Consider the following 25534-nt stretch of genomic DNA (forward strand, 5'->3'; position numbering starts at 1 on the left):
CCGGCGGGTCACCCGTTCGGCGGGTGACACGCGTCGAGCCCCGGCGGCGGGTCGGCCGGCGGCCGGGACGGCGGTCCGGGTGGCCGTCCGGCCGCCGGTCGGGGTACCGGCAGGGGCCGCGTGGCGCCGTGGCGGCGGCCTGAGAGGATGGCTTCCGTATCTGCCGAACCGCACACCGAGGGGCCGACGCCAGTGACTAGGGCTTCCCTGGACAAGCAGCCGCACGAAGTAGCCTCCATGTTCGACAGGGTCGCCGCGAACTACGACCTCACCAACGACGTCCTGTCCCTCGGCCAGGACCGGGTGTGGCGCAAGGAGGTCGCCAAGGCGGTCGACGCCCGCCCCGGCCAGAAGGTCCTCGACCTGGCCGCCGGGACCGCGACGTCCTCGCTGCCCTTCGCCGCGACCGGTGCCTACGTCGTCCCCTGCGACTTCTCCCTCGGCATGCTCCGCGAGGGCAAGAAGCGCAACCCGTGGCTGCCGCTGACCGCCGGCGACGCGACGCGGCTGCCGTTCAAGGACGACGTCTTCGACGCCGTGACCATCTCCTTCGGCCTGCGCAACGTCCAGGACACCGACGCCGCGCTGCGCGAGCTGTACCGGGTGACGAAGCCCGGCGGCAAGGTCGTCATCTGCGAGTTCTCGCAGCCCACCTGGGCGCCGTTCCGTACCGTGTACACCGAGTACCTGATGCGGGCGCTGCCCCCGGTCGCCCGCGCGGTGTCCTCCAACCCCGACGCGTACGTCTACCTCGCCGAGTCCATCCGCGAGTGGCCGAACCAGCCGGCGCTCGCGGCGCTGCTGGGGAAGGCCGGATGGTCGAAGGTCGCCTGGCGCGACCTCAGCGGCGGCATCGTCGCGCTGCACCGGGGCTTCAAGGCGTAACCGTCGTGGAGTACGCAGCCCTGCTGGAGCGGATAGCCGCCGACATCGCCCCGTTGGTGGGCAGCGGCACGCCCGCCGAGTACATCCCGGCCCTGGCGTCGGTGGACCCGAACCGGTTCGGGATGGCCATCGCGGACCTCGACGGCAACGTCCACGGGATCGGGGACTGGCGGGTCCCCTTCTCCGCGCAGTCCGTCACCAAGGTCTTCGCGCTGGCCCTCGCGCTGGCCGAGGGCGGCGACAGCCTGTGGGAGCGGGTGGGGCGGGAGCCGTCCGGCAACCCCTTCAACTCGCTGGTGCAGTTGGAGTACGAGAACGGCATCCCCCGCAACCCGTTCATCAACGCGGGGGCGCTCGTCGTCACCGACCGGCTCCAGACCCTCACGGGTGACGCGAGCAGCGAACTCCTGGAGTTCCTGCGGCAGGAGAGCGGCAACCCGGAGATCGCCTTCGACGCGGAGGTGGCCGCCTCGGAGCACGAGCACGGCGACCGCAACGCGGCCGTCGCGCACTTCATGGCCTCCTACGGGAACATGGACAACCCCGTACCGGCGCTGCTGGACCACTACTTCTGGCAGTGCTCCATCGAGATGAGCTGCGCCGACATGGCCCTCGCCGCCGGCTTCCTGGCCCGGCACGGGCTGCGCGCCGACGGTTCGCGGCTGCTGACGCGCAGCGAGGCGAAGCAGATCAACGCGGTGATGCTGACCTGCGGGACGTACGACGCGGCGGGTGAGTTCGCCTACCGGGTGGGCCTGCCGGGCAAGAGCGGCGTCGGCGGCGGCATCGTCGCGGTCGTCCCGGGCCGCTGCACCCTCGCCGTGTGGAGCCCGGGCCTCGACTCCCGCGGCAACTCGGTCGCCGGCGTCGCGGCCCTGGACCGCTTCACGACCCTGACGGGCCTCAGCGTGTTCTGACCCTCGACCGCTTCCGCCCCGACCGCACCGCCCGCCCCGACCGCACCGCCCGCCCAGACCACCCCGAACGTCGGGGCGGCCGGGCGGGGTCCGCGCGTCGGAGCGGTCGCGCGTCGGCGGGTGTGCCCGGGGGTCCGGTCAGGCGAGCGTCAGTTCGTAGCGGCGGGCCACGCGGCGGCCGTCCGGCAGGGCGAAGGTGTCGGCGAGCGTCATCCCGAGCCGTTCCGCCACCGCCACCGAGCGCGCGTTCGCGTCGTCGATCATCGCGACCACCCGCTCCACCCCGGCCTCCCGCAGCCGTTCCAGCGTGGCCAGCGCGGCGGCGTGGGCGTAGCCGTGGCCCCAGGCGGCGCGTCCCAGCCGCCAGCCGATCTCGATCTCGCCGACCGGGCCCCACGTCCGCTCCGCCGGCCAGGGTTGGGCGCCGGTGAAGCCGATGACCCCGCCGTCGGCGTCCAGCAGGGTCCACAGGCAGTAGCCGAGCCGTGCGTCGTACATCCGCTGCCGGGCCGTGATCTCGACGTAGAAGGACAGTTCGGCCGGTCCGCCGAGGAACTCCATGACGTCGGGGTCGTCGAAGACGCCGTGCCAGGCGTGCGCGTCCTCGTGCGTGGGCACGCGCAGCGTCACGTCGGGGAGCGGTCGGGTCGGCGAGGTGGTCATAGAGGGCAGCCCTTCGGATCGCGATCTCTCTCGCTGCTTAGACTGCACTTTGTCCCGTGCCGTTGGGCACCCTTTATCGAGCCTTCGGGAGACCCCGCTGTGACCGAGCCCCTCACCGAGCACTCCGCGGATGTGATCGTCGTCGGTGCCGGCCCCGCCGGCTCCACCACCGCCTACTACCTCGCCAAGGCGGGACTCGACGTCCTGTTGCTGGAGAAGACGGCGTTCCCGCGCGAGAAGGTCTGCGGCGACGGTCTGACCCCGCGCGCCACCAAGCAGTTGGTGGCGATGGGCATCGACATCTCCGAAGAGGCCGGTTGGCTGCGGAACAAGGGTCTGCGGATCATCGGCGGCGGTCAGCGCCTCCAGCTGGATTGGCCGGAACTCGCCTCCTACCCGGACTACGGACTCGTCCGCAAGCGCGACGACTTCGACGAGACCCTGGCACGTCAGGCGCAGAAGGCCGGCGCGCGGCTGTACGAGCGCTGCAACGTCGGCGAGCCCGTACGGGATCCGCGGACCGGCCACATCACGGGCGTGCAGGCCAAGCTGGGCGAGGAGAAGACCCCGGTCACCTTCCGCGCCCCGCTGGTCGTCGCGGCCGACGGCAACTCCTCGCGGCTGTCCCTGGCGATGGGCCTGCACCGTCGCGAGGACCGTCCGATGGGCGTCGCGGTGCGCACGTACTTCACCTCGCCCCGGCACGACGACGACTACCTGGAGTCGTGGCTGGAGCTGTGGGACCGGCGCGGCACGCAGGACCGTCTGCTGCCCGGCTACGGCTGGATCTTCGGCATGGGTGACGGTACGTCGAACGTCGGCCTCGGCATCCTCAACTCCTCCTCCGCCTTCAAGGAGCTGGACTGGCGCGAGGTCCTCAAGGCGTGGTGCGCGTCGATGCCGGAGGACTGGGGCTACACCCCGGAGAACATGACGCAGCCGATCCGCGGCGCGGCGCTGCCGATGGCCTTCAACCGGCAGCCGCACTACACCAAGGGACTGCTGCTGGTCGGTGACGCGGGCGGCCTCGTCAACCCGTTCAACGGCGAGGGCATCGCCTACGCGATGGAGTCGGGGCAGATCGCGGCGGACGTCATCGTGCAGGCGCACGCCCGGGCGACGCCGGCCCAGCGGGAACTGGCGCTGCACAGCTACCCGAAGGTGCTCAAGGAGACGTACGGCGGTTACTACACGCTGGGCCGCGCCTTCGTGAAGCTGATCGGCAACCCGGCGGTGATGAAGATCGCCGCGCAGCGGGGTCTGACGCACCCGGTGCTGATGCGGTTCACGCTGAAGATGCTGGCGAACCTGACGGATCCGACGGGCGGCGACGCCATGGACCGGATCATCAACGGTCTGTCGAAGGTGGCCCCGAAGGCCTGACCTCCGCCGCCGGGTCCCTCGTCGAGCCGTCCTCCTCCGCGCCGTTCGGTGCGCGGGGGGCGGCTCGCGGTGTTTCGGCGGTTCAGCCGTCGGTGTCCGGGGCCGTGTCCGGGTCGGCGCCGTGGACGGCGCGCACGCAGCGGGCGAGCAGGACCAGGCCGGACAGCAACAGGCTGCCCGAAGCGACCCATTCGAGCCCCAACGCCAGGGTTTCGCCCGTTTTCTGCCAGGGGCGGGAGGTGGTCAACACCCAGCCTCCGCAGGCGAGGAGCGCCAGTCCGCCGGCGGCGGGGAGGGCGGCGGCGTCGGTGCCCCGCGGTTCGGGGAGCGGGGTCCGCGGCCGCTGCCGTCGCCCTCGGCTCGGTCTGCTCACGGGAACCACCTCCTGGGTCGGACGGCCGGGCGCGTCGCGGCCATCTTCGCAGGGTCGGCCGCCCCGGAGGCGCCCGGCCGGTGGTCGCCGAAGGGCCCTCGGGGCGCGACCGGGACCCGCGCGGACGCTCCAGGGCGCCCCAGGTCGACTCCGGGACGCGTCGGGGCCTTCGGGGTCCACGGTGTCGCCGGCGGCGCCCCAGGACCCCTTCAGGGTCGTCAGGGCACGCCGAAGGGCCGGTACTCCACCCCCGAGCGGGGGAGTACCGGCCCTCCGGTGTGAAACCGGATCGAGCGCTCGATCGGGCGGCTCAGAGGACGCGGACGGCGCCCGTCGGCATGTCGTAGCTCATGTTGCGCTCGACGATGCCGGTGCTGGGGTTCTGCGCACCGATGAACTTGCCGCCGCCGGAGTAGATGGCGACGTGGTAGGCGCTGCCCTTGGCGCCCCAGTACACGATGTCGCCCGGCTGGAGCGCGCTCAGGGAGACCGAGCGGCCGGCCATGGACTGGTCCTGGGAGACGCGGTCGAGCTTGATGCCCGCCGCGCGGTAGGCGGCCTGCACCAGACCCGAGCAGTCGTACGCCGAGGGGCCGGTGGAGCCCAGGACGTACGCCTTGCCGATCTGGGCGCGGGCGAAGTTGATGATGGCGGACGCGGAACCGGTGGCGGGGGCCGTCACGGTGCCGACGCCCTGGCCGCTGCCGGAGCCCTTGGCGGTGGTGCCCTTGGAGCCGTTGGACGCGGAGGCGGTCGTCAGGGTCTCGCGCTCGGAGGTGCGACCCGCGCGCTCGGCCTCGGCCTTGCGGTCGGCCTCCTGCTTGGCCTTCTGCTCGGCCGCCTTCGTGGCGTCTTCCTTGGCCTGCTTCGCCTCGGCGGCGGCGCCCGTGCGGGCGGTCTCCTCCAGGGCGTTCAGCTCGCCTTCGACGGCGGCTTCCACGGCGGCCACGCGGGTGTTCTCGGCGGCCGTGGTGACGGCCGAGGAGACCTCGGTGCCGAGGTCCAGGTCGAGGACCGGCATCTCCAGCGTCGTCTCGGCCACGGGCTCGGCGGAGGGGGACGCGCTCGCGGTGCCGGCCATGGCCAGGGTGCTGAGGACGCCACCGGCAACTCCGGCGCGGACCGCGAGCTTCGAGGCGCTACGGCGGGGCTTCCGGTGGCTGGGTATGTGAGCGGTGTGGGACATGGGACAACCGCTATCAGGGGTGCCGGGTTCCCTTCAAGAAACGTGGTCTGCGCCACAGTTGCGCGTCGAGCGGCCGAACCGGGCGCGTCGCGCGTCTTATTGACGCCGTAACGGACGTAACGGACACGCCTTCACAAGGCTGTGATCATGGGGTTTCAGCAATAAGTCCGAATTGATCCACTGCCTACCATCGACCCGCACAGATGGCCAAGCCCCCTTTTCGCGGGACTCTCGGAGTGTGTCGCAGGTCACAGTTACCTGGCGCCGTAACGCGTCCGTGAGGCCTCCGTGAGGCCATCGCGTCGCCTCCGTGAGGTTGCCGCGATCCGGTCGTGTCCCGTCCGTGATCCGGCGGCGGCCCGTCGGGGGGTTCGTGAACGAATGCACAGCATCGACCCCCGCCCGGCGTGGCGGGCGAGATCCGGCCGGCGCGTCCACTCCCGTACGTCGCCCTTCCCCCGGCCGGGGGAGGCGGATTCCTTTATCACCCCGGCCGACACACCGCCAATTTGCCTGCAAGGGCCACCATTTGATAGTGCGACACCCTTTCCACCTGCGCGAACGGGCCCGGATGTCACCTTTGGTGATCATGTGGATGCCTTGCGTGCGAAGATCACCACTCATCGGACTTCATGATCGTTCGTCAGGTGGTGGAGATCACAAACTCGGTGTTGTTACCCGTGTCGCAGATCACAGACCGCCGGGCATAAGATGCGCACCAGCCCGGCTTGTGAACTGCCTCACATGCACGTGCCCCCCGGATTCGGGGGGCGGTCCTCGCGAGGCGGAGCACTCGGCGCCGGCGCAGCGGTCCAACGGTCAAGGACGACTGGAAGGAGCGAGGAGCGTGAATGCGTACGCGCCCATCCTCGTGCTCGGCGCCATCGGCGCAGGGTTTGCGATCTTCTCCGTGGTCATGGCCACGCTGATCGGCCCAAAACGGTACAACCGGGCAAAGCTTGAGGCCTACGAATGCGGCATCGAGCCGACCCCGATGCCCGCCGGCGGCGGACGCTTCCCCATCAAGTACTACCTGACGGCGATGCTCTTCATCGTCTTCGACATCGAGATCGTCTTCCTCTACCCCTGGGCCGTCACCTTCGACGCCCTGGGGATCTTCGGGCTCGTCGAGATGCTGCTCTTCGTGCTCACCGTCTTCGTCGCCTACGCCTACGTGTGGCGCCGCGGCGGCCTGGAATGGGACTGAGGGGCTGAATTTTCCATGGGACTGGAAGAGAAGCTGCCGAGCGGCTTTCTGCTGACCACCGTCGAACAGGCCGCGGGCTGGGTGCGCAAGTCATCCGTCTTCCCCGCCACCTTCGGCCTCGCGTGCTGTGCCATCGAGATGATGACCACCGGCGCCGGCCGCTACGACCTGGCCCGCTTCGGCATGGAGGTCTTCAGGGGCTCCCCGCGCCAGGCCGACCTCATGATCGTGGCCGGCCGCGTCAGCCAGAAGATGGCGCCGGTGCTCCGCCAGGTCTACGACCAGATGCCCGCCCCCAAGTGGGTCATCTCCATGGGCGTGTGCGCCTCTTCGGGCGGCATGTTCAACAACTACGCGATCGTGCAGGGCGTCGACCACATCGTTCCGGTGGACATCTACCTCCCCGGCTGCCCGCCCCGCCCCGAGATGCTGATGGACGCCATCCTCAAGCTCCACCAGAAGATCCAGGGCGGAAAGCTCGGGGTGAACCGCGAGGAGGCGGCCCGCGAGGCGGAGGAGGCGGCCCTCAAGGCCCTGCCCACCATCGAGATGAAGGGGCTCCTGCGGTGAGCGAGGACCCGGCCGTCGAGAACGGCAACAACGTCCCCGCGCCCCGGGGCAACGCGGGACCCGAGGTGATCGGCGTCCGCAAGGGCATGTTCGGCGCGAACAACGGCGGCGACACCAGCGGCTACAGCGGCCTGGTGCGCACCGTGGCCCTGCCCGGCGAGAGCGTCCGCCCCTACGGCTCGTACTTCGACCAGGTCGTCGACGAGTTGGAGGGCGCCCTGGAGGAGCAGGACCTGCTGCCCGCCAACGCCATCGAGAAGGTCGTCGTCGACCGGGGGGAACTGACCCTCCACATCGCCCGCGAGCACCTCGTACGGGTGGCGTCCACCCTGCGCGACGACCCCGCGCTGCGCTTCGAGCTGTGCACCGGCGTCAGCGGGGTCCACTTCCCCGGCGACAAGGCCCGCGAGCTGCACGCCGTCTACCACCTGCGCTCGCTCACCCACGGCCGGATCGTCCGTCTGGAGGTGTCCGTGCCGGACACCGACCCGCACCTGCCGTCGCTGGTCACCGTCTACCCGACCAACGACTGGCACGAGCGCGAGGCCTACGACTTCTTCGGCCTGGTCTTCGACGGCCACCCGGCCCTCACGCGGATCATGATGCCGGACGACTGGCAGGGCTTCCCCCAGCGCAAGGACTACCCGCTCGGCGGCATCCCCATCGAGTACAAGGGCGCCCAGATCCCGGCTCCCGACCAGCGGAGGTCGTACAGCTGATGTCCACTCCGAACGCGTCGCACCACGCGGCCTCCCGCGAGACCACCGAAGGCACGGTCTACACCGTCACCGGCGGGGACTGGGACGAGGTCGTCCGGACCGCGGCCAAGGCGGACGACGAGCGGATCGTCGTCAACATGGGTCCGCAGCACCCCTCCACCCACGGAGTGCTCCGCCTGATCCTGGAGATCGACGGCGAGACGGTCACCGAGGCCCGCTGCGGCATCGGCTACCTCCACACCGGCATCGAGAAGAACCTCGAATTCCGCAACTGGACGCAGGGCACCACCTTCGTCACGCGCATGGACTACCTGACGCCGTTCTTCAACGAGACGGCCTACTGCCTCGGCGTCGAGAAGCTCCTCGGGATCACCGAGCAGATCCCCGACCGGGCCTCCGTGATCCGCGTCCTGCTGATGGAGCTGAACCGGCTCTCCTCCCACCTGGTGTGCATCGCCACCGGCGGTATGGAGCTGGGCGCGACCACGATCATGATCTACGGCTTCCGCGACCGCGAGCTGATCCTCGACGTCTTCGAGCTGATCACCGGACTGCGCATGAACCACGCGTTCGTCCGCCCCGGCGGCCTCGCCCAGGACCTGCCGCCCGGCGCGGTCGACCAGCTGCGCGAGTTCGTGAAGACCATGAAGAGGAACCTGCCGGAGTACGACAAGCTCGCCACCGGCAACCCCATCTTCAAGGCCCGCATGCAGGACGTCGGCCACCTCGACCTCACCGGCTGCATGGCCCTCGGCGCCACCGGCCCGATCCTGCGCTCCGCCGGACTGCCGCACGACTTGCGCAAAACGGACCCGTACTGCGGTTACGAGAACTACGAGTTCGACGTCCCCACCACCGAGACCTGCGACTCCTACGGGCGGTTCCTGATCCGCCTGGAGGAGATGCGCCAGTCCCTGCGGATCGTCGAACAGTGCCTCGACCGGCTGGAGCCCGGCCCGGTCATGGTCGCCGACAAGAAGATCGCCTGGCCCGCCCAGCTCGCCATGGGCCCCGACGGCCTCGGCAACTCCCTCGACCACATCAAGAACATCATGGGCACCTCCATGGAGGCCCTCATCCACCACTTCAAGCTGGTGACCGAGGGCTTCCGGGTGCCGGCCGGCCAGGCGTACGCCGCCGTCGAGTCCCCCAAGGGCGAACTCGGCGTCCACGTCGTCTCCGACGGGGGCACCCGCCCCTTCCGGGTCCACTTCCGCGACCCGTCCTTCACCAACCTGCAGGCCATGGCCGCGATGTGCGAGGGCGGCCAGGTCGCCGACGTCATCGTCGCCGTCGCCTCCATCGACCCCGTGATGGGAGGCGTCGACCGATGACCGCCACTTCGCCGAGCGGAGGGGTCAACCTGGGGATGCCCGGGCTGCCCGCCCCCGACTTCCCGCCCGAGGTCCGGGCCCGACTGGAGGCGGACGCGGCCCGGGTCATCGCCCGCTACCCCGACAGCCGCTCCGCGCTGCTGCCGCTGCTGCACCTGACGCAGTCCGAGGAGGGCCACGTCTCGCGCACCGGCATCCGCTTCTGCGCCGAGGTGCTCGGCCTGACCACCGCCGAGGTCACCGCCGTCGCCACCTTCTACACGATGTACCGGCGCCGGCCCTCCGGGGACTACCAGGTCGGCGTCTGCACGAACACCCTGTGCGCGGTCATGGGCGGCGACGCCATCTTCGAGGAGCTCAAGGAGCACCTGGGGGTCGGCAACAACGAGACCACCGCCGACGGCAAGGTCACCCTCGAACACATCGAGTGCAACGCGGCCTGCGACTACGCCCCCGTGGTGATGGTCAACTGGGAGTTCTTCGACAACCAGACCCCCGAGTCAGCCAAGGCCATGGTCGACGACCTGCTCGCCGGCCGGCCCGTCGAACCCACCCGCGGCGCCCCGCTGTGCACCTACAAGGAGACCGCCCGGATCCTGGCGGGCTTCCCCGACGAGCGCGAGGGCGCCGTCGCCGCCACCGGCGGAGCCGGCCCGGCCTCGCTGATCGGCCTGCGCCTGGCCCGCGGCGAGGCCCCCCACGCCCCGATCGTGCACCCGCGCGGCGAGGCCCGCGGCGGCTCCACCACCGAGGGAGGGGAGTGATGTCCGTGTCGACGGAACCGATCAAGAACGGCACCAGCCCGGAGAAGCTCCTCGCGCCCGTCCTGTCGGCCTTCTGGGACGAGCCGGAGTCCTGGACGCTGGAGACCTACCGGCGCCACGAGGGCTACGAGGGCCTGCGCAAGGCCCTCGCGATGACCCCCGACGAGGTCATCGCCTACGTCAAGGACTCCGGGCTGCGCGGTCGCGGCGGCGCCGGCTTCCCCACCGGGATGAAGTGGCAGTTCATCCCGCAGGGCGACGGCAAGCCCCACTACCTCGTCGTCAACGCCGACGAGTCGGAGCCGGGAACCTGCAAGGACATCCCGCTCCTGTTCGCCAACCCGCACTCCCTCATCGAGGGAATGATCATCGCCTGCTACGCGATCCGCTCCGAGCACGCCTTCATCTACCTGCGCGGCGAGACCGTCCCGGTCCTGCGGCGCCTGCACGAGGCGGTGCGCGAGGCGTACGCGGCGGGCTACCTCGGCCACGACATCGACGGCAGCGGACGCGACCTCGACATCACCGTGCACGCCGGCGCCGGCGCGTACATCTGCGGCGAGGAGACGGCCCTGCTCGACTCCCTCGAAGGCCGCCGCGGCCAGCCCCGGCTGCGCCCGCCGTTCCCCGCCGTCGAGGGCCTCTACGCCTGCCCCACCGTCGTCAACAACGTCGAGTCCATCGCCTCGGTCCCCGCGATCCTCCAGCGGGGCAAGGACTGGTTCAAGGCGATGGGCACGGAGAAGTCCCCCGGCTTCACCCTCTACTCGCTGTCCGGACACGTCGCCGGCCCCGGCCAGTACGAGGCCCCCCTCGGCATCACCCTGCGCCAGCTCCTCGACATGAGCGGCGGCATGCGCCCCGGCCACCGGCTGAAGTTCTGGACCCCCGGCGGCTCCTCCACCCCGATGTTCACCGACGAGCACCTCGACGTGCCCCTGGACTACGAGGGCGTCGGCGCCGCCGGCTCCATGCTCGGCACCAAGGCCCTCCAGTGCTTCGACGAGACCACCTGCGTGGTGCGCGCCGTCACCCGCTGGACCGAGTTCTACGCCCACGAGTCCTGCGGCAAGTGCACCCCCTGCCGCGAGGGCACGTACTGGCTCGTCCAGTTGCTCCGCGACATCGAGGCCGGCAAGGGCGTCATGTCCGACCTCGACAAGCTCCACGACATCGCCGACAACATCAACGGCAAGTCCTTCTGCGCCCTCGGCGACGGCGCGGCCAGCCCGATCTTCTCCTCGCTGAAGTACTTCCGGGCGGAGTACGAGCAGCACGTCACGGGCAAGGCCTGCCCCTTCGACCCCAGGAAGTCGACCCTCTGGGCCGACACGGAGGTGAACGCATGACCGTCACCACGAACGCCCCGGCCGGTGGCGGAGGGGCGGCCGTCCCGCCCGAGGACCTCGTGTCCCTGACGATCGACGGCGTCGAACTGTCCGTTCCCAAGGGGACCCTCGTCATCCGGGCCGCCGAACAGCTCGGCATCGAGATCCCCCGCTTCTGCGACCACCCCCTCCTCGACCCGGCCGGCGCCTGCCGCCAGTGCATCGTCGAGGTCGAGGGCCAGCGCAAGCCGATGGCCTCCTGCACCATCACCTGCACCGACGGCATGGTCGTCCGTACGCAGCTGACCTCCGAGGTCGCCGACAAGGCCCAGCGCGGGGTGATGGAGCTGCTGCTCATCAACCACCCGCTGGACTGCCCCGTCTGCGACAAGGGCGGCGAATGCCCCCTGCAGAACCAGGCGATGTCCCACGGCAACGCCGAGTCCCGCTTCGAGGGCCACAAGCGCACCTACGAGAAGCCCGTCCCCATCTCCACGCAGGTGCTCCTGGACCGCGAGCGGTGCGTGCTGTGTGCGCGCTGCACCCGCTTCTCCAACCAGGTCGCGGGCGACCCGATGATCGAACTGGTCGAGCGCGGCGCCCTCCAGCAGGTCGGCACCGGCGAGGGCGACCCCTTCCAGTCGTACTTCTCCGGCAACACCATCCAGATCTGCCCGGTCGGCGCCCTCACCTCGGCCGCCTACCGGTTCCGCTCCCGCCCCTTCGACCTCGTCTCCTCCCCGAGCGTGTGCGAGCACTGCGCCGGCGGGTGCGCGACCCGTACCGACCACCGCCGCGGCAAGGTCCTGCGTCGGCTCGCCGCCGAGGACCCCGAGGTCAACGAGGAGTGGATCTGCGACAAGGGCCGCTTCGGGTTCCGCTACGCGCAGCGTCCCGACCGGCTCACCACCCCGCTGGTGCGCGGGGCGGACGGGATCCTCGCCCCGGCGAGCTGGCCCGAGGCCCTGGAGGTCGCCGCCGCCGGGCTCGCCGCCGCGCGCGGCCGGGCCGGGGTCCTGACCGGCGGCCGGCTGACCGTCGAGGACGCGTACGCGTACGCCAAGTTCGCCCGCGTCGTGCTCGACACCAACGACATCGACTTCCGGGCCCGCGTGCACAGCGCCGAGGAGGCCGACTTCCTGGCCGCCTCCGTCGCCGGCACCGGCAAGGACCTCGACGGCACGGGCGTCACCTACGCCTCCCTGGAGGCGGCGCCCGTCGTCCTGCTCGTCGGCATCGAGGCCGAGGAGGAGGCCCCCGGGGTGTTCCTGCGGTTGCGCAAGGCGCACCGCAAGCACCGCCAGCGGACCTTCGCCCTGGCCCCCTTCGCCACCCGCGGCCTCGCCAAGGCCGGCGGCACCCTGCTGGCGGCGGCCCCGGGCACCGAGCCCGAGTGGCTGTCCGCGCTGGCCTCCCGCACCGGGCTGGAGGCGGGCGGCGCCGCCGCGGCCGAGGCGCTGCGCGAGAGCGGGGCCGTCATCGTCGTCGGCGAGCGCCTCGCCGGGGTGCCCGGCGCGCTGTCCGCGGCCGTACGGGCGGCCACCGCCACCGGGGCCCGCCTGGTGTGGATCCCGCGCCGGGCCGGGGAGCGGGCCGCCGTCGAGGCGGGCGCGCTGCCGTCCCTGCTGCCCGGAGGCCGTCCGGCCACCGACCCGCGGGCCCGCGACGAGGTCGCCGCCGCCTGGGGGCTGGACGAACTCCCGCACCGCTACGGCCGCGACACCGGGCAGATCGTGGAGGCCGCCGCCACGGGCGAGCTGGCCGCGCTGCTGGTGGCGGGCGTCGAGGTGGGCGACCTGCCCGACCCGCGGCGGGCGCGGACCGCCCTGCGGGAGGCCTTCGTGGTCTCCCTCGAACTGCGGCCCGGCGAGGTCACCGACCACGCCGACGTGGTGCTGCCGGTGGCGGCCGTCGCCGAGAAGGCCGGCGCGTTCGTCAACTGGGAGGGCCGGGTGCGTCCCTTCGAGGCCGCCCTCAAGCCCGACCAGATGACCCGCCGCCTCGCCCCGGCCGACGCCCGCGTGCTGCACATGCTGGCCGACGCCGCCGACCGGCCCATCGCCCTGCCCGACGTGCACGCCGTACGCCGCGAACTGGAGCGGCTCGGGGCCTGGGAGGGCGAACTCGCCGCAGAGCACTCCACCGACCCGGTGCCGCTGCCGCGCCCCGGCACGGGCGAGGCCGTCCTCGCCGGACACCGGCTCCTGCTCGACCTGGGCCTGCTCCAGCAGGGCGACGAGGCCCTGGCCGGCACCCGGCACGAGGCGAGCGCCCGCCTCTCGGCGGCCACCGCCGCCGAGACCGGCGTCAAGGACGGCGACGTCCTCGCCGTCACCGGCCCGGCCGGTCGGGTCGAACTCCCGCTGAGGGTCACCGACATGCCCGACCGGGTCGTGTGGCTCCCGCTGAACTCCACCGGCTCGGGTGTCCTCGCCGACACCGGAGCCCGGCCCGGGACCCTCGTGGGCATCGGCCCGGCGACCCCGGCCGCCACCCCCGGCGACACCACTGCGGAGGTGGGCGCGTGAACGCGGTACAGCTGGCCGCCGAGGACCTCTCCCTGTTCGGCAGGGACGTCTGGTGGCTCGTCCTGCTCAAGGCGGTGTTCTGCTTCGCCTTCCTGATGGTGACCGTGCTGTTCTCCATCGTGTGGGAGCGCAAGGTCGTCGCCTGGATGCAGCTGCGCATCGGCCCCAACCGGCACGGCCCCTGGGGCCTGCTCCAGTCGCTCGCCGACGGCGTCAAGCTGATGCTGAAGGAAGACGTCGTCGTCAAGCGGGCCGACAAGGTCGTCTACGTCCTCGCCCCGATCATCGCGGCGATCCCGGCGTTCATGGCCATCGCCGTGATCCCCTTCGGGCCCGCCGGCAACGAGGTCTCGATCTTCGGTCAGCGCACCACGATGCAGCTCACCGACCTGCCCATCGCGATGCTGTACGTCCTCGCCGTGGCCTCCGTCGGGATCTACGGCATCGTCCTCGCGGGCTGGTCCTCCGGCTCGACGTACCCGCTCCTGGGCGGCCTGCGCTCCTGCGCGCAGATGATCTCCTACGAGATCGCGATGGGCGCGGCGTTCGCCTCGGTCTTCCTCTACTCCGGGTCGATGTCGACGTCGGCGATCGTCGAGGCGCAGGCGGACCGCTGGTACATCATCCTGCTGCCGGTCTCCTTCATCATCTACGTCATCACGATGGTCGGCGAGACGAACCGCGCCCCCTTCGACATGCCCGAGTCCGAGGGCGACCTCGTCGGCGGCTTCAACACCGAGTACTCCTCCATCAAGTTCGCCCTGTTCATGCTGGCCGAGTACGTCAACATGGTCACCGTCTCGGCGGTGTCGGTCACCCTCTTCCTGGGCGGCTGGCGGGCGCCGGCGCCGATCTCCACGTACTGGGAGGGCGCGAACCACGGCTGGTGGCCGATGCTCTGGTTCGCGCTGAAGGTGCAGCTGTTGCTGTTCTTCTTCATCTGGCTGCGCGGCACGCTGCCCCGCGTGCGCTACGACCAGCTGATGAAGCTCGGCTGGAAGGTGCTGATCCCGGTCTCGGTGGTCTGGCTGATGCTGGTCGCCTCCGTCCGGGCGCTGCGCAACGAGCGCTACGACTTCAGCGAGATCGTCCTCTACGTCGGCAGCGGAGTCATCGCCGTCCTGCTGTTGTCCTTCGTCGCCGACCACTTCCGCGACCGGCGCGAGAAGCAGGCCGCCGCCGAGACCGAGCGGGCCGAGGCGGCGGCGCCCTTCGACCCGATGGCGGGCGGCTTCCCCGTACCGCCCAAGCCCGGCCAGCACCTGGCCCCCGTACCGCGCAGGCGGCCCCGCGCGGAGCGCGAGCTGATCGCCAGCGGCGGGACGAACCACGACAGCGACCGAGAGGAGGGTTGAGACGTGTCCGACGAAAAGTGGCAGAACCCGGTCGCCGGCTTCGGCGTGACCTTCAAGGCCATGTTCAAGAAGCGCCTCACCGAGCAGTACCCGGAGCAGCCGAAGACGACCGCTCCGCGCTTCCACGGCCGCCACCAGCTCAACCGCCACCCCGACGGCCTGGAGAAGTGCATCGGCTGCGAGCTGTGCGCCTGGGCCTGTCCCGCCGACGCGATCTACGTGGAGGGCGCGGACAACACCGAGGAGGAGCGGTACTCGCCCGGTGAGCGCTACGGCCGCGTCTACCAGATCAACTACGCCCGCTGCATCCTGTGCGGGCTGTGCGTCGAGGCCTGCCCCACCCGGGCGCTGACCATGACGAACGAGTTCGAGCTGGCCGACTCCAGCCGCGAATCGCTGATCTACACCAAGGAGCAGCTCCTCGCGGGGCTGACCGAGGGCATGGTCGAGGCCCCGCACTCGATCTTCCCGGGGACGGACGAACAGGACTACTACCGGGGGCTGGTGACCGGGGCCGCCCCGGGCACGGTCCGGCAGGTCGCCGTCTCCAAGGGCGAGCACGAGAAGCGGGACGAGAGCGTCGAGCCGGCCGAAGGGGTGGACGCGTGAGCGCCCTCGCGGCGGGCGCCGCGACGCTGACCTCCACCGGTGAGGCCGTGCAGTTCTGGATCCTGGGCACCGTCGCCGTCATCGGGGCGCTGTGCACGATCCTGATGAAGAAGGCCGTCCACAGTGCCCTGTGCCTGGCCGGGACGATGATCATCCTGGCGGTGTTCTACCTCGCCAACGGGGCGTACTTCCTGGGCGTCGTCCAGATCGTCGTCTACACCGGCGCCATCATGATGCTGTTCCTCTTCGTGGTCATGCTCGTCGGCGTCACGGCGGCGGACTCCCTGAAGGAGACGATCAAGGGGCAGCGCTGGCTGGCCGCCCTGTGCGGGCTCGGCTTCGGCATCCTGCTGATCGCCGGCATCGGCAACGCCGGGCTGAACCACTTCAACGGCCTGGGCCGGATCAACTCCGCCGGGCACGTCGAGGGCCTGGCCGAACTGATCTTCACCCGCTACATCTTCGCCTTCGAGCTCACCGGCGCCCTGCTGATCACCGCGGCCGTCGGCGCGATGGTGCTCACCCACCGCGAGCGCACCGAGCGGGCCGCCACGCAGCGCGAACTCGCCGAGAAGCGCGTGCGCGAGGGCGTGCAGCTCCCGCCGCTGCCGGCGCCCGGCGTCTACGCCCGGCACAACGCCGTGGACATCGCAGGTCTGCTGCCCGACGGCACCCCGTCCGAGCTGACCGTCAACAAGACGCTGCGCGCCCGCGGTCAGATCCGCGACGTCTCCACCGAGGCCATGGAGGACCTCAAGGCGCTGGAACAGGCCTCCTCGGAGCGCCTCGGCCGTGAGGAGGCCTCCAAGTGAACCCGGTCAACTACCTGTACCTGGCCGCCCTGCTGTTCACCATCGGCGCGGCCGGGGTCCTGATCCGCAAGAACGCGATCGTGCTGTTCATGTGCGTCGAGCTGATGCTCAACGCCTGCAACCTCGCCTTCGTGGCGTTCTCCCGGATGCACGGCAACCTCGACGGCCAGATCATCGCCTTCTTCACGATGGTCGTCGCCGCCGCGGAGGTCGTGGTCGGCCTCGCGATCATCGTGTCGCTGTTCCGTACCCGCCACTCGGCCTCGGTCGACGACGCCAGCCTGATGAAGCTGTAAGGGGCGCTCCGTGGAAAATCTGATCGCGCTGCTGATCGCGGCGCCCCTGTTCGGAGCGGTGGTGCTGCTGTGCGGCGGCCGGCGCCTCGACAAGGTCGGGCACTGGCTCGGCACCCTGCTCGCCGCCGCCTCCTTCGGGATCGGCGTGGTCCTCTTCGCCGACATGCTCGGCCGGGGGGCCGAGGACCGCACCCTGCACCAGCGGCTGTTCAGCTGGATCCCGGTGGAGGGCTTCCAGGCGGACATCGCCTTCCAGCTCGACCAGCTGTCGATGACCTTCGTCCTGCTGATCTCCGGGGTCGGCACGCTCATCCACGTGTACTCGATCGGGTACATGGAGCACGACGAGCGCCGTCGCCGCTTCTTCGGCTACCTCAACCTGTTCGTCGCGGCGATGCTCCTGCTCGTCCTCGCCGACAACTACCTGCTGCTGTACTTCGGCTGGGAGGGCGTGGGCCTCGCCTCCTACCTCCTGATCGGCTTCTGGCAGCACAAGCCCAGCGCGGCCACCGCCGCGAAGAAGGCCTTCCTCGTCAACCGCGTCGGCGACATCGGCCTGTCGATCGCGATCATGCTGATGTTCACGACGTTCGGGACCTTCGCCTTCGGCCCGGTCCTGTCCTCGGTCGGCGAGACGAGCGAGGGCACGCTGACGGCGATCGGCCTGATGCTGCTCCTCGCCGCCTGCGGCAAGTCGGCGCAGGTGCCGTTGCAGTCCTGGCTCGGTGACGCGATGGAGGGCCCGACCCCGGTCTCGGCCCTCATCCACGCCGCCACCATGGTCACCGCCGGCGTCTACCTGATCGTCCGTTCCGGGGCCATCTTCAACGGGGCGCCCGACGCCCAGTTGGTCACCACCGTCGTCGGCGCCGTCACGCTCCTGTTCGGTGCGATCGTCGGTTGCGCGAAGGACGACATCAAGAAGGCCCTCGCCGGCTCGACGATGTCGCAGATCGGCTACATGATCCTGGCCGCCGGCCTCGGCCCGATCGGCTACGTGTTCGCGATCATGCACCTGGTGACGCACGGCTTCTTCAAGGCCGGCCTCTTCCTCGGCGCCGGTTCGGTCATGCACGGCATGAACGACGAGGTCGACATGCGCAAGTACGGCGCCCTGCGGACGTACATGCCGGTCACCTTCGTCACCTTCGGCCTCGGCTACCTCGCGATCATCGGCTTCCCGGGCCTGTCCGGCTTCTTCTCCAAGGACATGATCATCGAGGCGGCCTTCGCCAAGGGCGGCACCCAGGGCTGGATCCTCGGCGGGGTGGCCCTCCTGGGCGCCGGCATCACCGCCTTCTACATGACCCGCGTCATGCTCCTCACCTTCTTCGGCGAGAAGCGCTGGCAGCCGGACGCGGAGGGCCACCCGCCGCACCCGCACGAGTCCCCGAAGTCCATGACCATCCCGATGATCATCCTGGCGTTCGGCTCCGTCTTCGCCGGCGGGTTCTTCGAGATCGGCGAGCGCTTCCTGAAGTGGCTGGAGCCGGTCACCGGCTACGAGCACGGCCACCCGCCGGTCAGCGCCCTCACGGTCACCGCGTCCACCATGGTGGTCCTCGTCGCCGGCGTCGCCATCGCCTGGTCGATGTACGGCCGCAAGCCCGTCCCGGTCGTCGCCCCGCGCGGCTCGTTCCTCACCCGGGCGGCCCGGCGCGACCTGTTCCAGGACGACTTCAACCACGTGGTCCTCGTACGCGGCGGCGAGCACCTGACGCGTTCGCTCGTCTACGTCGACCACAGCCTGGTCGACGGGATGGTCAACGGCACGGCCGCGTCCGTCGGCGGGCTCTCCGGCCGACTGCGCAAGCTGCAGAACGGCTACGCCCGCAGCTACGCGGTCTCGATGTTCGGGGGCACGGCGATCCTGATCGCCGCGACCCTGCTGATGAGGGCGGTGTGAGATGAATTTCCCGCTTCTGACGGTGACGGCGGCCGTACCCGCGGTCGGCGCGATCCTCACGGCGGCCGTCCCGGCCGCCCGCCGGACCGTCGCCAAGTGGCTCGCGCTGCTGTTCTCCCTGGCCACCCTGGCCCTGGCCGTGCTCATCGCGGTCCGCTTCGAACCCGGTGGCGAGCGCTACCAGCTCACCGAATCCCGCCCGTGGATCGCCGACTTCGGGGTCCGCTACGAACTGGGCGTCGACGGCATCGGGGTCGCGCTCATCGCGCTCACCGCGCTGCTCATCCCCTTCGTGATCGCGGCCGGCTGGAACGACGCCGACCCGCTGGAGACCAACTCCCGGCGCTGGCGGCCGACGCAGGGCTTCTTCGCCCTGATCCTGCTGGTCGAGGCGATGGTGATCATCTCCTTCGAGGCCACCGACGTCTTCCTCTTCTACATCTTCTTCGAAGCCATGCTCATCCCGATGTACTTCCTCATCGGCGGCTTCGGGGACCGCGCCCACGCGGGCAGCGACGAGAACGCCGCCGCGCAGCGCTCCTACGCGGCGGTCAAGTTCCTCCTCTACAACCTGGTCGGCGGCCTGATCATGCTCGCCGCCGTCATCGGGCTGTACGTGGTCGCCGGCAACTTCTCCCTCCAGGAGATCGCCGCCGCCCGCGCCGCGGGCACGCTCGACATGGCGACCAACACCGAACGGCTGCTGTTCCTCGGCTTCTTCTTCGCCTTCGCGGTGAAGGCGCCGCTGTGGCCGCTGCACACCTGGCTGCCGAACGCCATGGGCGAGGCCACCGCACCCGTCGCCGTGCTGATCACCGCGGTCGTCGACAAGGTCGGCACCTTCGCGATGCTCCGCTTCTGCCTCGGGCTGTTCCCCGACGCCAGCAAGTGGGCCACGCCCGTCATCCTCGTCCTCGCGCTGATCAGCATCGTCTACGGGGCGCTCGTCGCCGTCGGACAGCGCGACATCAAGCGGCTGGTCGCCTACGCGTCCATCTCGCACTTCGGCTTCATCGTCATGGGCATCTTCGCGATGACCTCCCAGGGCCAGTCCGGCGCCACGCTGTACATGGTCAACCACGGGATCTCGACCGCGGCGCTGATGCTCGTCGCCGGATTCCTGATCTCCCGGCGCGGCTCGCGGCTCATCGCCGACTACGGCGGGGTGCAGAAGGTGGCCCCGGTCCTCGCCGGCACCTTCCTCATCGGCGGCCTCGCCACCCTCTCCCTGCCCGGCCTCGCGCCCTTCGTCAGCGAGTTCCTCGTCCTGGTCGGCACCTTCGCCCGCTACCCGGTCGTCGGCGTCATCGCCACCGTCGGCATCGTGCTGGCCGCCCTCTACACGCTGGTGCTCTACCAGCGGACCATGACCGGCCCCGTGAAGGAGGAGGTCCGCACCATGCCGGACCTGCGCCTGCGGGAGGTCCTGGTGGTCGCCCCGCTGATCGCCCTGCTGATCGGCCTGGGCGTCTACCCGAAGCCGCTCACCGAGATCGTCAACCCGGCGGTGGAGCACACCCTGTCGGACGTCAAGCAGACCGACCCGAAGCCCGAGGTCGCCGTCGAAGCCAAGAACGGGGAGGCGGCCAAGTGAGTACGGCCACTGCTGCGGCCCACAGCCTGCTGACACTGGCGGCCGAGGGGCCGGTCGACCGGATCCCGACCCCGCACATCGAATACGCGCAGCTCGCGCCCACGCTGATCGTGGTGGGCGCGGCCATCCTCGGAGTCCTCGTCGAGGCCTTCGTCGGGCGCAAGGCCCGCTACCACGTCCAGCTGTTCCTCTCGGTGGCCGCCCTGGCCTCCGCCTTCGCGGCGGTCGTCGCCCTCGCGGCCGGCGGGTACGCGGGCACCAAGGCGCAGGTCGCGGCCATGGGCGCCATCGCCGTCGACGGCCCCGCGCTGTTCCTCCAGGGCACGATCCTGCTGGCCTCGATCGTGGCCGTGTTCACCTTCGCCGAACGGCGCCTGGACCCGGCCGCCCACGGCAACCGGGTGGACTCCTTCGCCGCCCAGGCGGCGTCCGTACCGGGCAGCGACAGCGAGAAGGCCGCCGTCAAGGCCGGGTTCACCACCACCGAGGTGTTCCCGCTGGCCCTGTTCGCGGTCGCCGGAATGCTCATCTTCCCGGCCGCCAACGACCTGCTGACCCTGTTCATCGCGCTGGAGGTCTTCTCCCTCCCGCTGTACCTGCTCTGCGCCCTCGCCCGCCGCCGGCGGCTGCTGTCGCAGGAGGCCGCGGTGAAGTACTTCCTGCTCGGCGCCTTCTCCTCCGCCTTCCTCCTCTTCGGCATCGCGCTGCTCTACGGCTACGCGGGCTCCGTCTCGTACGCGAAGATCGCCGACGTGGTCGACGGCACCGTCACCCAGATCGACCCGGCGCTCGCGGCCACCATGGGCAACGACGTCCTGCTGCTCATCGGCGGCGCGCTGATCCTGATGGGCCTGCTGTTCAAGGTCGGCGCCGTCCCCTTCCACATGTGGACCCCGGACGTCTACCAGGGCGCCCCGACGCCGATCACCGGCTTCATGGCGGCCGCGACGAAGGTGGCCGCCTTCGGCGCCCTGCTGCGCCTGCTCTACGTGGTCCTGCCGGGCCTGCGCTGGGACTGGCGGCCGGTGATGTGGGGCGTCGCGATCGTCACGATGCTCGCGGGCGCCGTGATCGCCGTGACGCAGACCGACGTGAAGCGGCTCCTGGCCTACTCCTCGATCGCGCACGCCGGCTTCATCCTGGCCGGTGTGATCGCCACCTCCGCGGAGGGCGTCCAGTCCGTGCTGTTCTACCTGGCCGCGTACTCCTTCGTGACGATCGGCGCCTTCGCCGTGGTCACGCTGGTGCGCGACGCGGGCGGCGAGGCGACGCACCTGTCGGAGTGGGCGGGGCTGGGGCGGCGCTCCCCGCTGACCGCGGCGGTGTTCGCGGTGTTCCTGCTGGCCTTCGCCGGCATTCCGCTGACCTCCGGCTTCGCGGGCAAGTTCGCCGTGTTCAAGGCGGCGGCGGAGGGTGGCGCGGGGGCGCTGGTCGTGGTCGGCGTCATCTCGTCCGCGATCGCCGCGTTCTTCTACATCCGGGTGATCGTCCTGATGTTCTTCAGTGAGCCGAAGGCCGACGGGCCGACGGTGGCCGTTCCCTCGCCTCTGACGATGACCACCATCGCGGTCGGCGTCGCGGTCACCCTGGTCCTGGGCCTGGCCCCGCAGTACTTCCTGGAACTGGCGGGACAGGCGAGCACGTTCGTGCGCTGACCGTCCTGCGGACGCGCGACCGGGCCCGGCCCCCGAAAGGGGGGCCGGGCCCGGTCGCGTGCGGGGACTACTCCGGCCGGTTTCGCCTGGCCGTGATGGCGGAGAGGTCCAGGTCGACGGGGAAGGGGACGGAGACCTTCAGCCGGTCGTGGAAGATGCCGGTCGCGACGTAGGCACGACTGATCGGTTCCCGCTCGAAGACGTAGACGACCGCTCGACCGTCCTTGTTCTCGACCCGCCAGTAGTGCTCGATGCCCGCTCCCGCGTACTTGGTGGGTTTGGTCTCGCGGTCGCGGTCGATGGAGTCGGGAGACACCACTTCGATCGCGAGCAGCACCGTCTCGGCGGGGATCCGTGTCTGCGAGAGGTCCGTGATGACGTCCTCATGGAACACGACGACATCGGGTTCGGGTCGATTGCCCCGGTTGATGTCGATCGTGAACTCGCGCAGGACGTCCAGGCCCTTCGGGACCAAGGACCGCAACTCCTCCGTGAAGAAGTCGATGGCCCGACTGTGGAAGAGCGTTTGCGGACTCACGAAGACCAGGCTCCCGTCGATCAGCTCCGTGTGCGGAGGCAGATTCGGAAGCGTGTCCAGGTCGTCGGCAGTCCAGCCGCCCGGTGGGGGGATCGGCCAGCTGTGTTCCGGGTTCATCAGTGCTCCCATGAGCCGGAGTCTCGCGCGTGCGACCAGCCTAGCGCCGGGAGTTCGCGGGATGCCGTCCTTTCGGGTGAGTCATATGCCGGAAGCACTTGACGGGGCCCGGAGTGGGTCAGTGGGCGCCGTGGGCGTGGGCGGCGCCCGTCGCGGCCGGGGTCTTCTTCGGGCAGGTCAGGCCCGTGTTCCAGTTGTGGAAGCGGCCCGCCGGGTTCTTCTTGTACGCCCACATGTGGAGGTCGTAGTGCTTGGGCATGCCGGTCCAGTGGCCGGGCATCGGCCCGTCGAAGGGGAGGCCGAACATCGTGGGCCGGTCGTCCTTGGTCGTCAGGTCCTGGTCGCGGTCGGTCGACATCCACTCCACCGTCTGGAGCGTGCGCCGGCCGTTGCGGTCCTTCTCGGTGCTGTAGAGGAGCGCGGTCGGCTTGGTGGGGTCCGTCGATCCCCAGTAGGCCTGCTTGACGTAGTGGTAGCCCATGGCTCCCACGCCGAACGGGTTGGTCATGCAGGGCTCGCCGTGCGGGACGTAGCCGTCCTTGATGGCCTCCCGCTCGTCCGCGTACTTCGCGGTCGCCGCGATCGCCGCGGCCATGTCGCGCATCGCCTGCCGGTTGCGCGGGTCGGGCGCGGGACCGTCGACCCCGTGGGCCGGGGTCACGGCGGCCAGGCCGAGCGAGACGGCGGCGGCGCAGGCGAGAACGGGCTTCAGGCTGCGTACGGGCATCGGAACTCCTGTGGGGTGGGGCCGTTTCGTCCACCTTTGCGGCGGTGCGCGGACCCCGCACGCGGCGGGCCTCCGATTGGCGGTGCCCGCCTCCCTAAGGGGTGGCGGGGGCGGCCGGGCGGGGCCGGGTCGTGCCGGGGAGGCAGACCACCGCCGGGTTGAAGGGCTCGAACCGCCCGGAGGGATTGTCCTTCCAGAGCCACAGGTGCAGCGAGTAGTGGACCTTCTGGCCCGCGTAGCGGGCGGGCAGCGGGCCGCGGAAGGGCTGCCCGAACAGGGACGGGCGGTCGTCGTCGGTGTCCTCGCGGCCGTCCCGGTCCACGACCATCCACTCCAGGCCCGCGAGGCGCCAACGCCCCTTGCCGTCACCCTCGTAGAGCAGGGCGGTGGGCTTCTGCGGGTCCACGGAACCGTCGTAGGCGTGGTTGAAGTGCGGGTAGCCGAGGGCACCGGCGCCGCCCGACGGGTTCACCACGCAGTACTTGTCGGGGACGTAGCCCGCGCGGACGGCGGCGTCGTGCCGGTGGAACTTCGCGGTCGCCCGGTAGGTCAGGGCCAGTTGGGCGGCGGGCGTGAGGCGGGGGCCCGGGGCGGCGGGCGCGGCGGGGGCCGACGGCGCGGCCGCCAGCGTGGCGGCGGCCGCGAGGGCCAGCGGGATGAGCTTCGCGTGACGAGGGGGCATGCCAGCAGCGTCGCCGCGCCGGCCCCGCCCCGCACGGCCGAGGGGGCGTACGGGTGGTCGGGCCGCCCGTGCGGCGTAAGCCCGCCGCGGCGCGGCGGTTCCGGCGGGGCGGCGGAGGGATCCGCCGCCCCGCCGGAGCCGGTCGTCCTACGAGGCGGACGCGGGCGATCCCACGATGCGGCCGGTGACCTCGCCGAGGCCGACGCGGGTGCCGTCGGCGCCGGGGGCCCAGGCGGTGAGGGTGACGGTGTCGCCGTCCTCCAGGAAGGTGCGCTTGCCGTCGGCGAGCTCGATGGCGTCGCGCCCGTTCCACGTCAGCTCCAGCAGGGAGCCGCGCTGGTCGACCTCGGGGCCGCTGACGGTGCCGGAGCCGAAGACGTCGCCGGTGCGCAGGGAGGCGCCGTTGACGGTCATGTGCGCGAGCTGCTGGGCGGCGGTCCAGTACATGGAGGCGAACGGCGGCCGGGCCACCTCCTGCCCGTTGATGGACACGGTGATGCGCAGGTCGAAGCCGCCGGGGCGGTCGACGTCGGCGTCGTCGAGGTAGGGCAGCAGCGGGAAGTCGCGGGCGGGCGGTGCGACGCGGGCGGCGTCCAGGGCCTCCAGGGGGGTGACCCAGGCGGAGACGGAGGTGGCGAAGGACTTGCCGAGGAAGGGCCCCAGGGGCACGTACTCCCAGGCCTGGACGTCGCGGGCCGACCAGTCGTTGAGGAGGAACAGGCCGAAGACGTGCTCCTCGAAGTCGGCGAGGGCCACCGGGCTGCCCAGCTCGGAGGGGGTGCCGACGACGAAGCCGACCTCGGCCTCGATGTCGAGCTTGACGGACGGGCCGAAGACGGGCGCCGGGTCGGTGGGGGCCTTGCGCTGCCCGGAGGGGCGCACGACGTCGGTGCCGGAGACGACGATCGTGCCGGAGCGGCCGTGGTAGCCGATCGGCAGGTGCTTCCAGTTGGGGGTCAGCGCGTCCCCGTCGGGGCGGAAGATCTTCCCGACGTTGGTGGCGTGGTGCTCGCTGGCGTAGAAGTCGACGTAGTCCGCGACCTCGTACGGCAGGTGCAGCGTGACCGCGTCCAGCGGCAGCAGGTGCGGCTCGACGGTCGCGCGGTGGCCGGGGTCGGTGACCCAGGCGGTCAGGGCGCGGCGCACGTCGTGCCAGGCGGTGCGGCCGGCGGCGAGCAGCGGGTTCAGCGAGCCCTGGGCCAGGAGCCCGGCGTACGGCGAGCCGAGCGCGACGGCGACGGCCCCCGCGTCGAGCACGTGCCCGCCGATCCGCACGCCGACGCGGCGGCGCGTCGGTTCCCCGGAGGTGGTGAACACCCCGTAGGGGAGGTTGTGCGGCCCGAACGGGTCGCCCTCGGGGACATCGAGGGGGCTCTGCTGGGGCAT

General features: G+C 71.0%; 24 protein-coding genes. 17 read left to right on the forward strand and 7 right to left on the reverse strand.

What is annotated here, in order from left to right:
- The first annotated feature begins 192 nt into the window (after window positions 1-192).
- Window positions 193-885 (forward strand): demethylmenaquinone methyltransferase, encoded by a 693-nt coding sequence (locus AB0D01_RS29495; protein ID WP_363060502.1) that lies wholly within the window; start codon window positions 193-195, stop codon window positions 883-885.
- 5 nt (window positions 886-890) lie between these two features.
- Window positions 891-1802 carry a glutaminase gene (locus AB0D01_RS29500; RefSeq protein WP_363060504.1) on the forward strand — a complete coding sequence of 304 codons (912 nt, stop codon included), beginning with the start codon at window positions 891-893 and terminating at the stop codon, window positions 1800-1802.
- A gap of 138 nt (window positions 1803-1940) precedes the next feature.
- Here AB0D01_RS29500 and AB0D01_RS29505 read toward each other — a convergent pair whose 3' ends face one another.
- The gene (locus AB0D01_RS29505; protein WP_363060505.1) at window positions 1941-2465 is read right to left on the reverse strand and encodes a GNAT family N-acetyltransferase; all 525 of its coding nucleotides are present in this window, start codon (window positions 2463-2465) and stop codon (window positions 1941-1943) included.
- A gap of 99 nt (window positions 2466-2564) precedes the next feature.
- On the opposite strand from AB0D01_RS29505, the gene AB0D01_RS29510 reads away from it, so the two are divergent.
- The gene (locus AB0D01_RS29510) at window positions 2565-3848 is read left to right on the forward strand and encodes a geranylgeranyl reductase family protein (protein ID WP_363060507.1); all 1284 of its coding nucleotides are present in this window, start codon (window positions 2565-2567) and stop codon (window positions 3846-3848) included.
- 82 nt (window positions 3849-3930) lie between these two features.
- Here the strand turns inward: AB0D01_RS29510 and AB0D01_RS29515 are convergent, their stop codons facing one another.
- Complete coding sequence (locus AB0D01_RS29515) at window positions 3931-4221, reverse strand: hypothetical protein (protein ID WP_363060509.1); 291 nt, start codon at window positions 4219-4221, stop codon at window positions 3931-3933.
- Window positions 4222-4531: 310 nt separating this feature from the next.
- Window positions 4532-5407, reverse strand: a complete 876-nt coding sequence (locus tag AB0D01_RS29520) for an NlpC/P60 family protein (protein WP_363060511.1) — start codon at window positions 5405-5407, stop codon at window positions 4532-4534.
- Window positions 5408-6254: 847 nt separating this feature from the next.
- On the opposite strand from AB0D01_RS29520, the gene AB0D01_RS29525 reads away from it, so the two are divergent.
- Genes AB0D01_RS29525 through nuoN form a run of 14 tightly spaced genes read left to right on the forward strand, consistent with a single transcriptional unit; the run spans window position 6255 to window position 22084 of the window.
- Window positions 6255-6614 carry an NADH-quinone oxidoreductase subunit A gene (locus AB0D01_RS29525; RefSeq protein ID WP_249767272.1) on the forward strand — a complete coding sequence of 120 codons (360 nt, stop codon included), beginning with the start codon at window positions 6255-6257 and terminating at the stop codon, window positions 6612-6614.
- A gap of 15 nt (window positions 6615-6629) precedes the next feature.
- The gene (locus tag AB0D01_RS29530; RefSeq protein WP_030162005.1) at window positions 6630-7184 is read left to right on the forward strand and encodes an NADH-quinone oxidoreductase subunit B; all 555 of its coding nucleotides are present in this window, start codon (window positions 6630-6632) and stop codon (window positions 7182-7184) included.
- The gene (locus AB0D01_RS29535; RefSeq protein ID WP_363060513.1) at window positions 7181-7903 is read left to right on the forward strand and encodes an NADH-quinone oxidoreductase subunit C; all 723 of its coding nucleotides are present in this window, start codon (window positions 7181-7183) and stop codon (window positions 7901-7903) included. The genes AB0D01_RS29530 and AB0D01_RS29535 overlap by 4 nt, the downstream gene beginning before the upstream one ends.
- Window positions 7903-9237 (forward strand): NADH-quinone oxidoreductase subunit D, encoded by a 1335-nt coding sequence (locus tag AB0D01_RS29540; RefSeq protein ID WP_363060515.1) that lies wholly within the window; start codon window positions 7903-7905, stop codon window positions 9235-9237. Before AB0D01_RS29535 ends, AB0D01_RS29540 begins: the two co-directional genes overlap by 1 nt.
- Window positions 9234-10001: an NADH-quinone oxidoreductase subunit NuoE gene (gene nuoE, locus AB0D01_RS29545; protein WP_363060517.1), complete on the forward strand. Its 768-nt coding sequence runs from the start codon at window positions 9234-9236 to the stop codon at window positions 9999-10001. The genes AB0D01_RS29540 and nuoE overlap by 4 nt, the downstream gene beginning before the upstream one ends.
- Window positions 10001-11350 carry an NADH-quinone oxidoreductase subunit NuoF gene (gene nuoF / locus AB0D01_RS29550; RefSeq protein WP_363060520.1) on the forward strand — a complete coding sequence of 450 codons (1350 nt, stop codon included), beginning with the start codon at window positions 10001-10003 and terminating at the stop codon, window positions 11348-11350. Before nuoE ends, nuoF begins: the two co-directional genes overlap by 1 nt.
- The gene (locus AB0D01_RS29555) at window positions 11347-13857 is read left to right on the forward strand and encodes an NADH-quinone oxidoreductase subunit G (RefSeq protein WP_363060522.1); all 2511 of its coding nucleotides are present in this window, start codon (window positions 11347-11349) and stop codon (window positions 13855-13857) included. Before nuoF ends, AB0D01_RS29555 begins: the two co-directional genes overlap by 4 nt.
- The gene (gene nuoH, locus AB0D01_RS29560; RefSeq protein WP_363060524.1) at window positions 13854-15212 is read left to right on the forward strand and encodes an NADH-quinone oxidoreductase subunit NuoH; all 1359 of its coding nucleotides are present in this window, start codon (window positions 13854-13856) and stop codon (window positions 15210-15212) included. The genes AB0D01_RS29555 and nuoH overlap by 4 nt, the downstream gene beginning before the upstream one ends.
- A gap of 3 nt (window positions 15213-15215) precedes the next feature.
- Window positions 15216-15821 carry an NADH-quinone oxidoreductase subunit NuoI gene (gene nuoI, locus AB0D01_RS29565; protein WP_363060526.1) on the forward strand — a complete coding sequence of 202 codons (606 nt, stop codon included), beginning with the start codon at window positions 15216-15218 and terminating at the stop codon, window positions 15819-15821.
- On the forward strand, window positions 15818-16633 hold the full coding sequence (locus AB0D01_RS29570) for an NADH-quinone oxidoreductase subunit J (protein WP_363060528.1): 816 nt from the start codon (window positions 15818-15820) through the stop codon (window positions 16631-16633). Before nuoI ends, AB0D01_RS29570 begins: the two co-directional genes overlap by 4 nt.
- Window positions 16630-16929 (forward strand): NADH-quinone oxidoreductase subunit NuoK, encoded by a 300-nt coding sequence (gene nuoK, locus AB0D01_RS29575; RefSeq protein WP_030864698.1) that lies wholly within the window; start codon window positions 16630-16632, stop codon window positions 16927-16929. The genes AB0D01_RS29570 and nuoK overlap by 4 nt, the downstream gene beginning before the upstream one ends.
- Window positions 16930-16939: 10 nt before the next feature.
- Window positions 16940-18835 carry an NADH-quinone oxidoreductase subunit L gene (nuoL, locus tag AB0D01_RS29580; protein ID WP_363060530.1) on the forward strand — a complete coding sequence of 632 codons (1896 nt, stop codon included), beginning with the start codon at window positions 16940-16942 and terminating at the stop codon, window positions 18833-18835.
- Between the two features lies 1 nt (window position 18836).
- A complete protein-coding gene (locus tag AB0D01_RS29585) occupies window positions 18837-20429 on the forward strand; it encodes an NADH-quinone oxidoreductase subunit M (RefSeq protein ID WP_363060532.1) in 1593 nt (530 codons plus the stop codon).
- Window positions 20426-22084, forward strand: coding sequence for an NADH-quinone oxidoreductase subunit NuoN (nuoN, locus tag AB0D01_RS29590; protein ID WP_363060534.1), 1659 nt, complete (start codon window positions 20426-20428; stop codon window positions 22082-22084). The genes AB0D01_RS29585 and nuoN overlap by 4 nt, the downstream gene beginning before the upstream one ends.
- 67 nt (window positions 22085-22151) lie before the next feature.
- On the opposite strand, the gene AB0D01_RS29595 is transcribed toward nuoN, so the two are convergent.
- The 4 genes from AB0D01_RS29595 to fahA form a co-directional block, all read right to left on the reverse strand.
- Window positions 22152-22751, reverse strand: coding sequence for a Uma2 family endonuclease (locus AB0D01_RS29595; protein WP_363060536.1), 600 nt, complete (start codon window positions 22749-22751; stop codon window positions 22152-22154).
- 106 nt (window positions 22752-22857) lie between these two features.
- The gene (locus AB0D01_RS29600) at window positions 22858-23466 is read right to left on the reverse strand and encodes a hypothetical protein (protein ID WP_363060537.1); all 609 of its coding nucleotides are present in this window, start codon (window positions 23464-23466) and stop codon (window positions 22858-22860) included.
- A 94-nt stretch (window positions 23467-23560) separates the two neighbouring features.
- The gene (locus AB0D01_RS29605) at window positions 23561-24148 is read right to left on the reverse strand and encodes a hypothetical protein (RefSeq protein ID WP_363060539.1); all 588 of its coding nucleotides are present in this window, start codon (window positions 24146-24148) and stop codon (window positions 23561-23563) included.
- Window positions 24149-24295: 147 nt separating this feature from the next.
- Window positions 24296-25534, reverse strand: coding sequence for a fumarylacetoacetase (gene fahA, locus AB0D01_RS29610; RefSeq protein ID WP_363060540.1), 1239 nt, complete (start codon window positions 25532-25534; stop codon window positions 24296-24298).

Origin of the sequence: Streptomyces sp. NPDC048606 (assembly GCF_040650855.1) — a bacterium.
Taxonomy (GTDB): domain Bacteria; phylum Actinomycetota; class Actinomycetes; order Streptomycetales; family Streptomycetaceae; genus Streptomyces.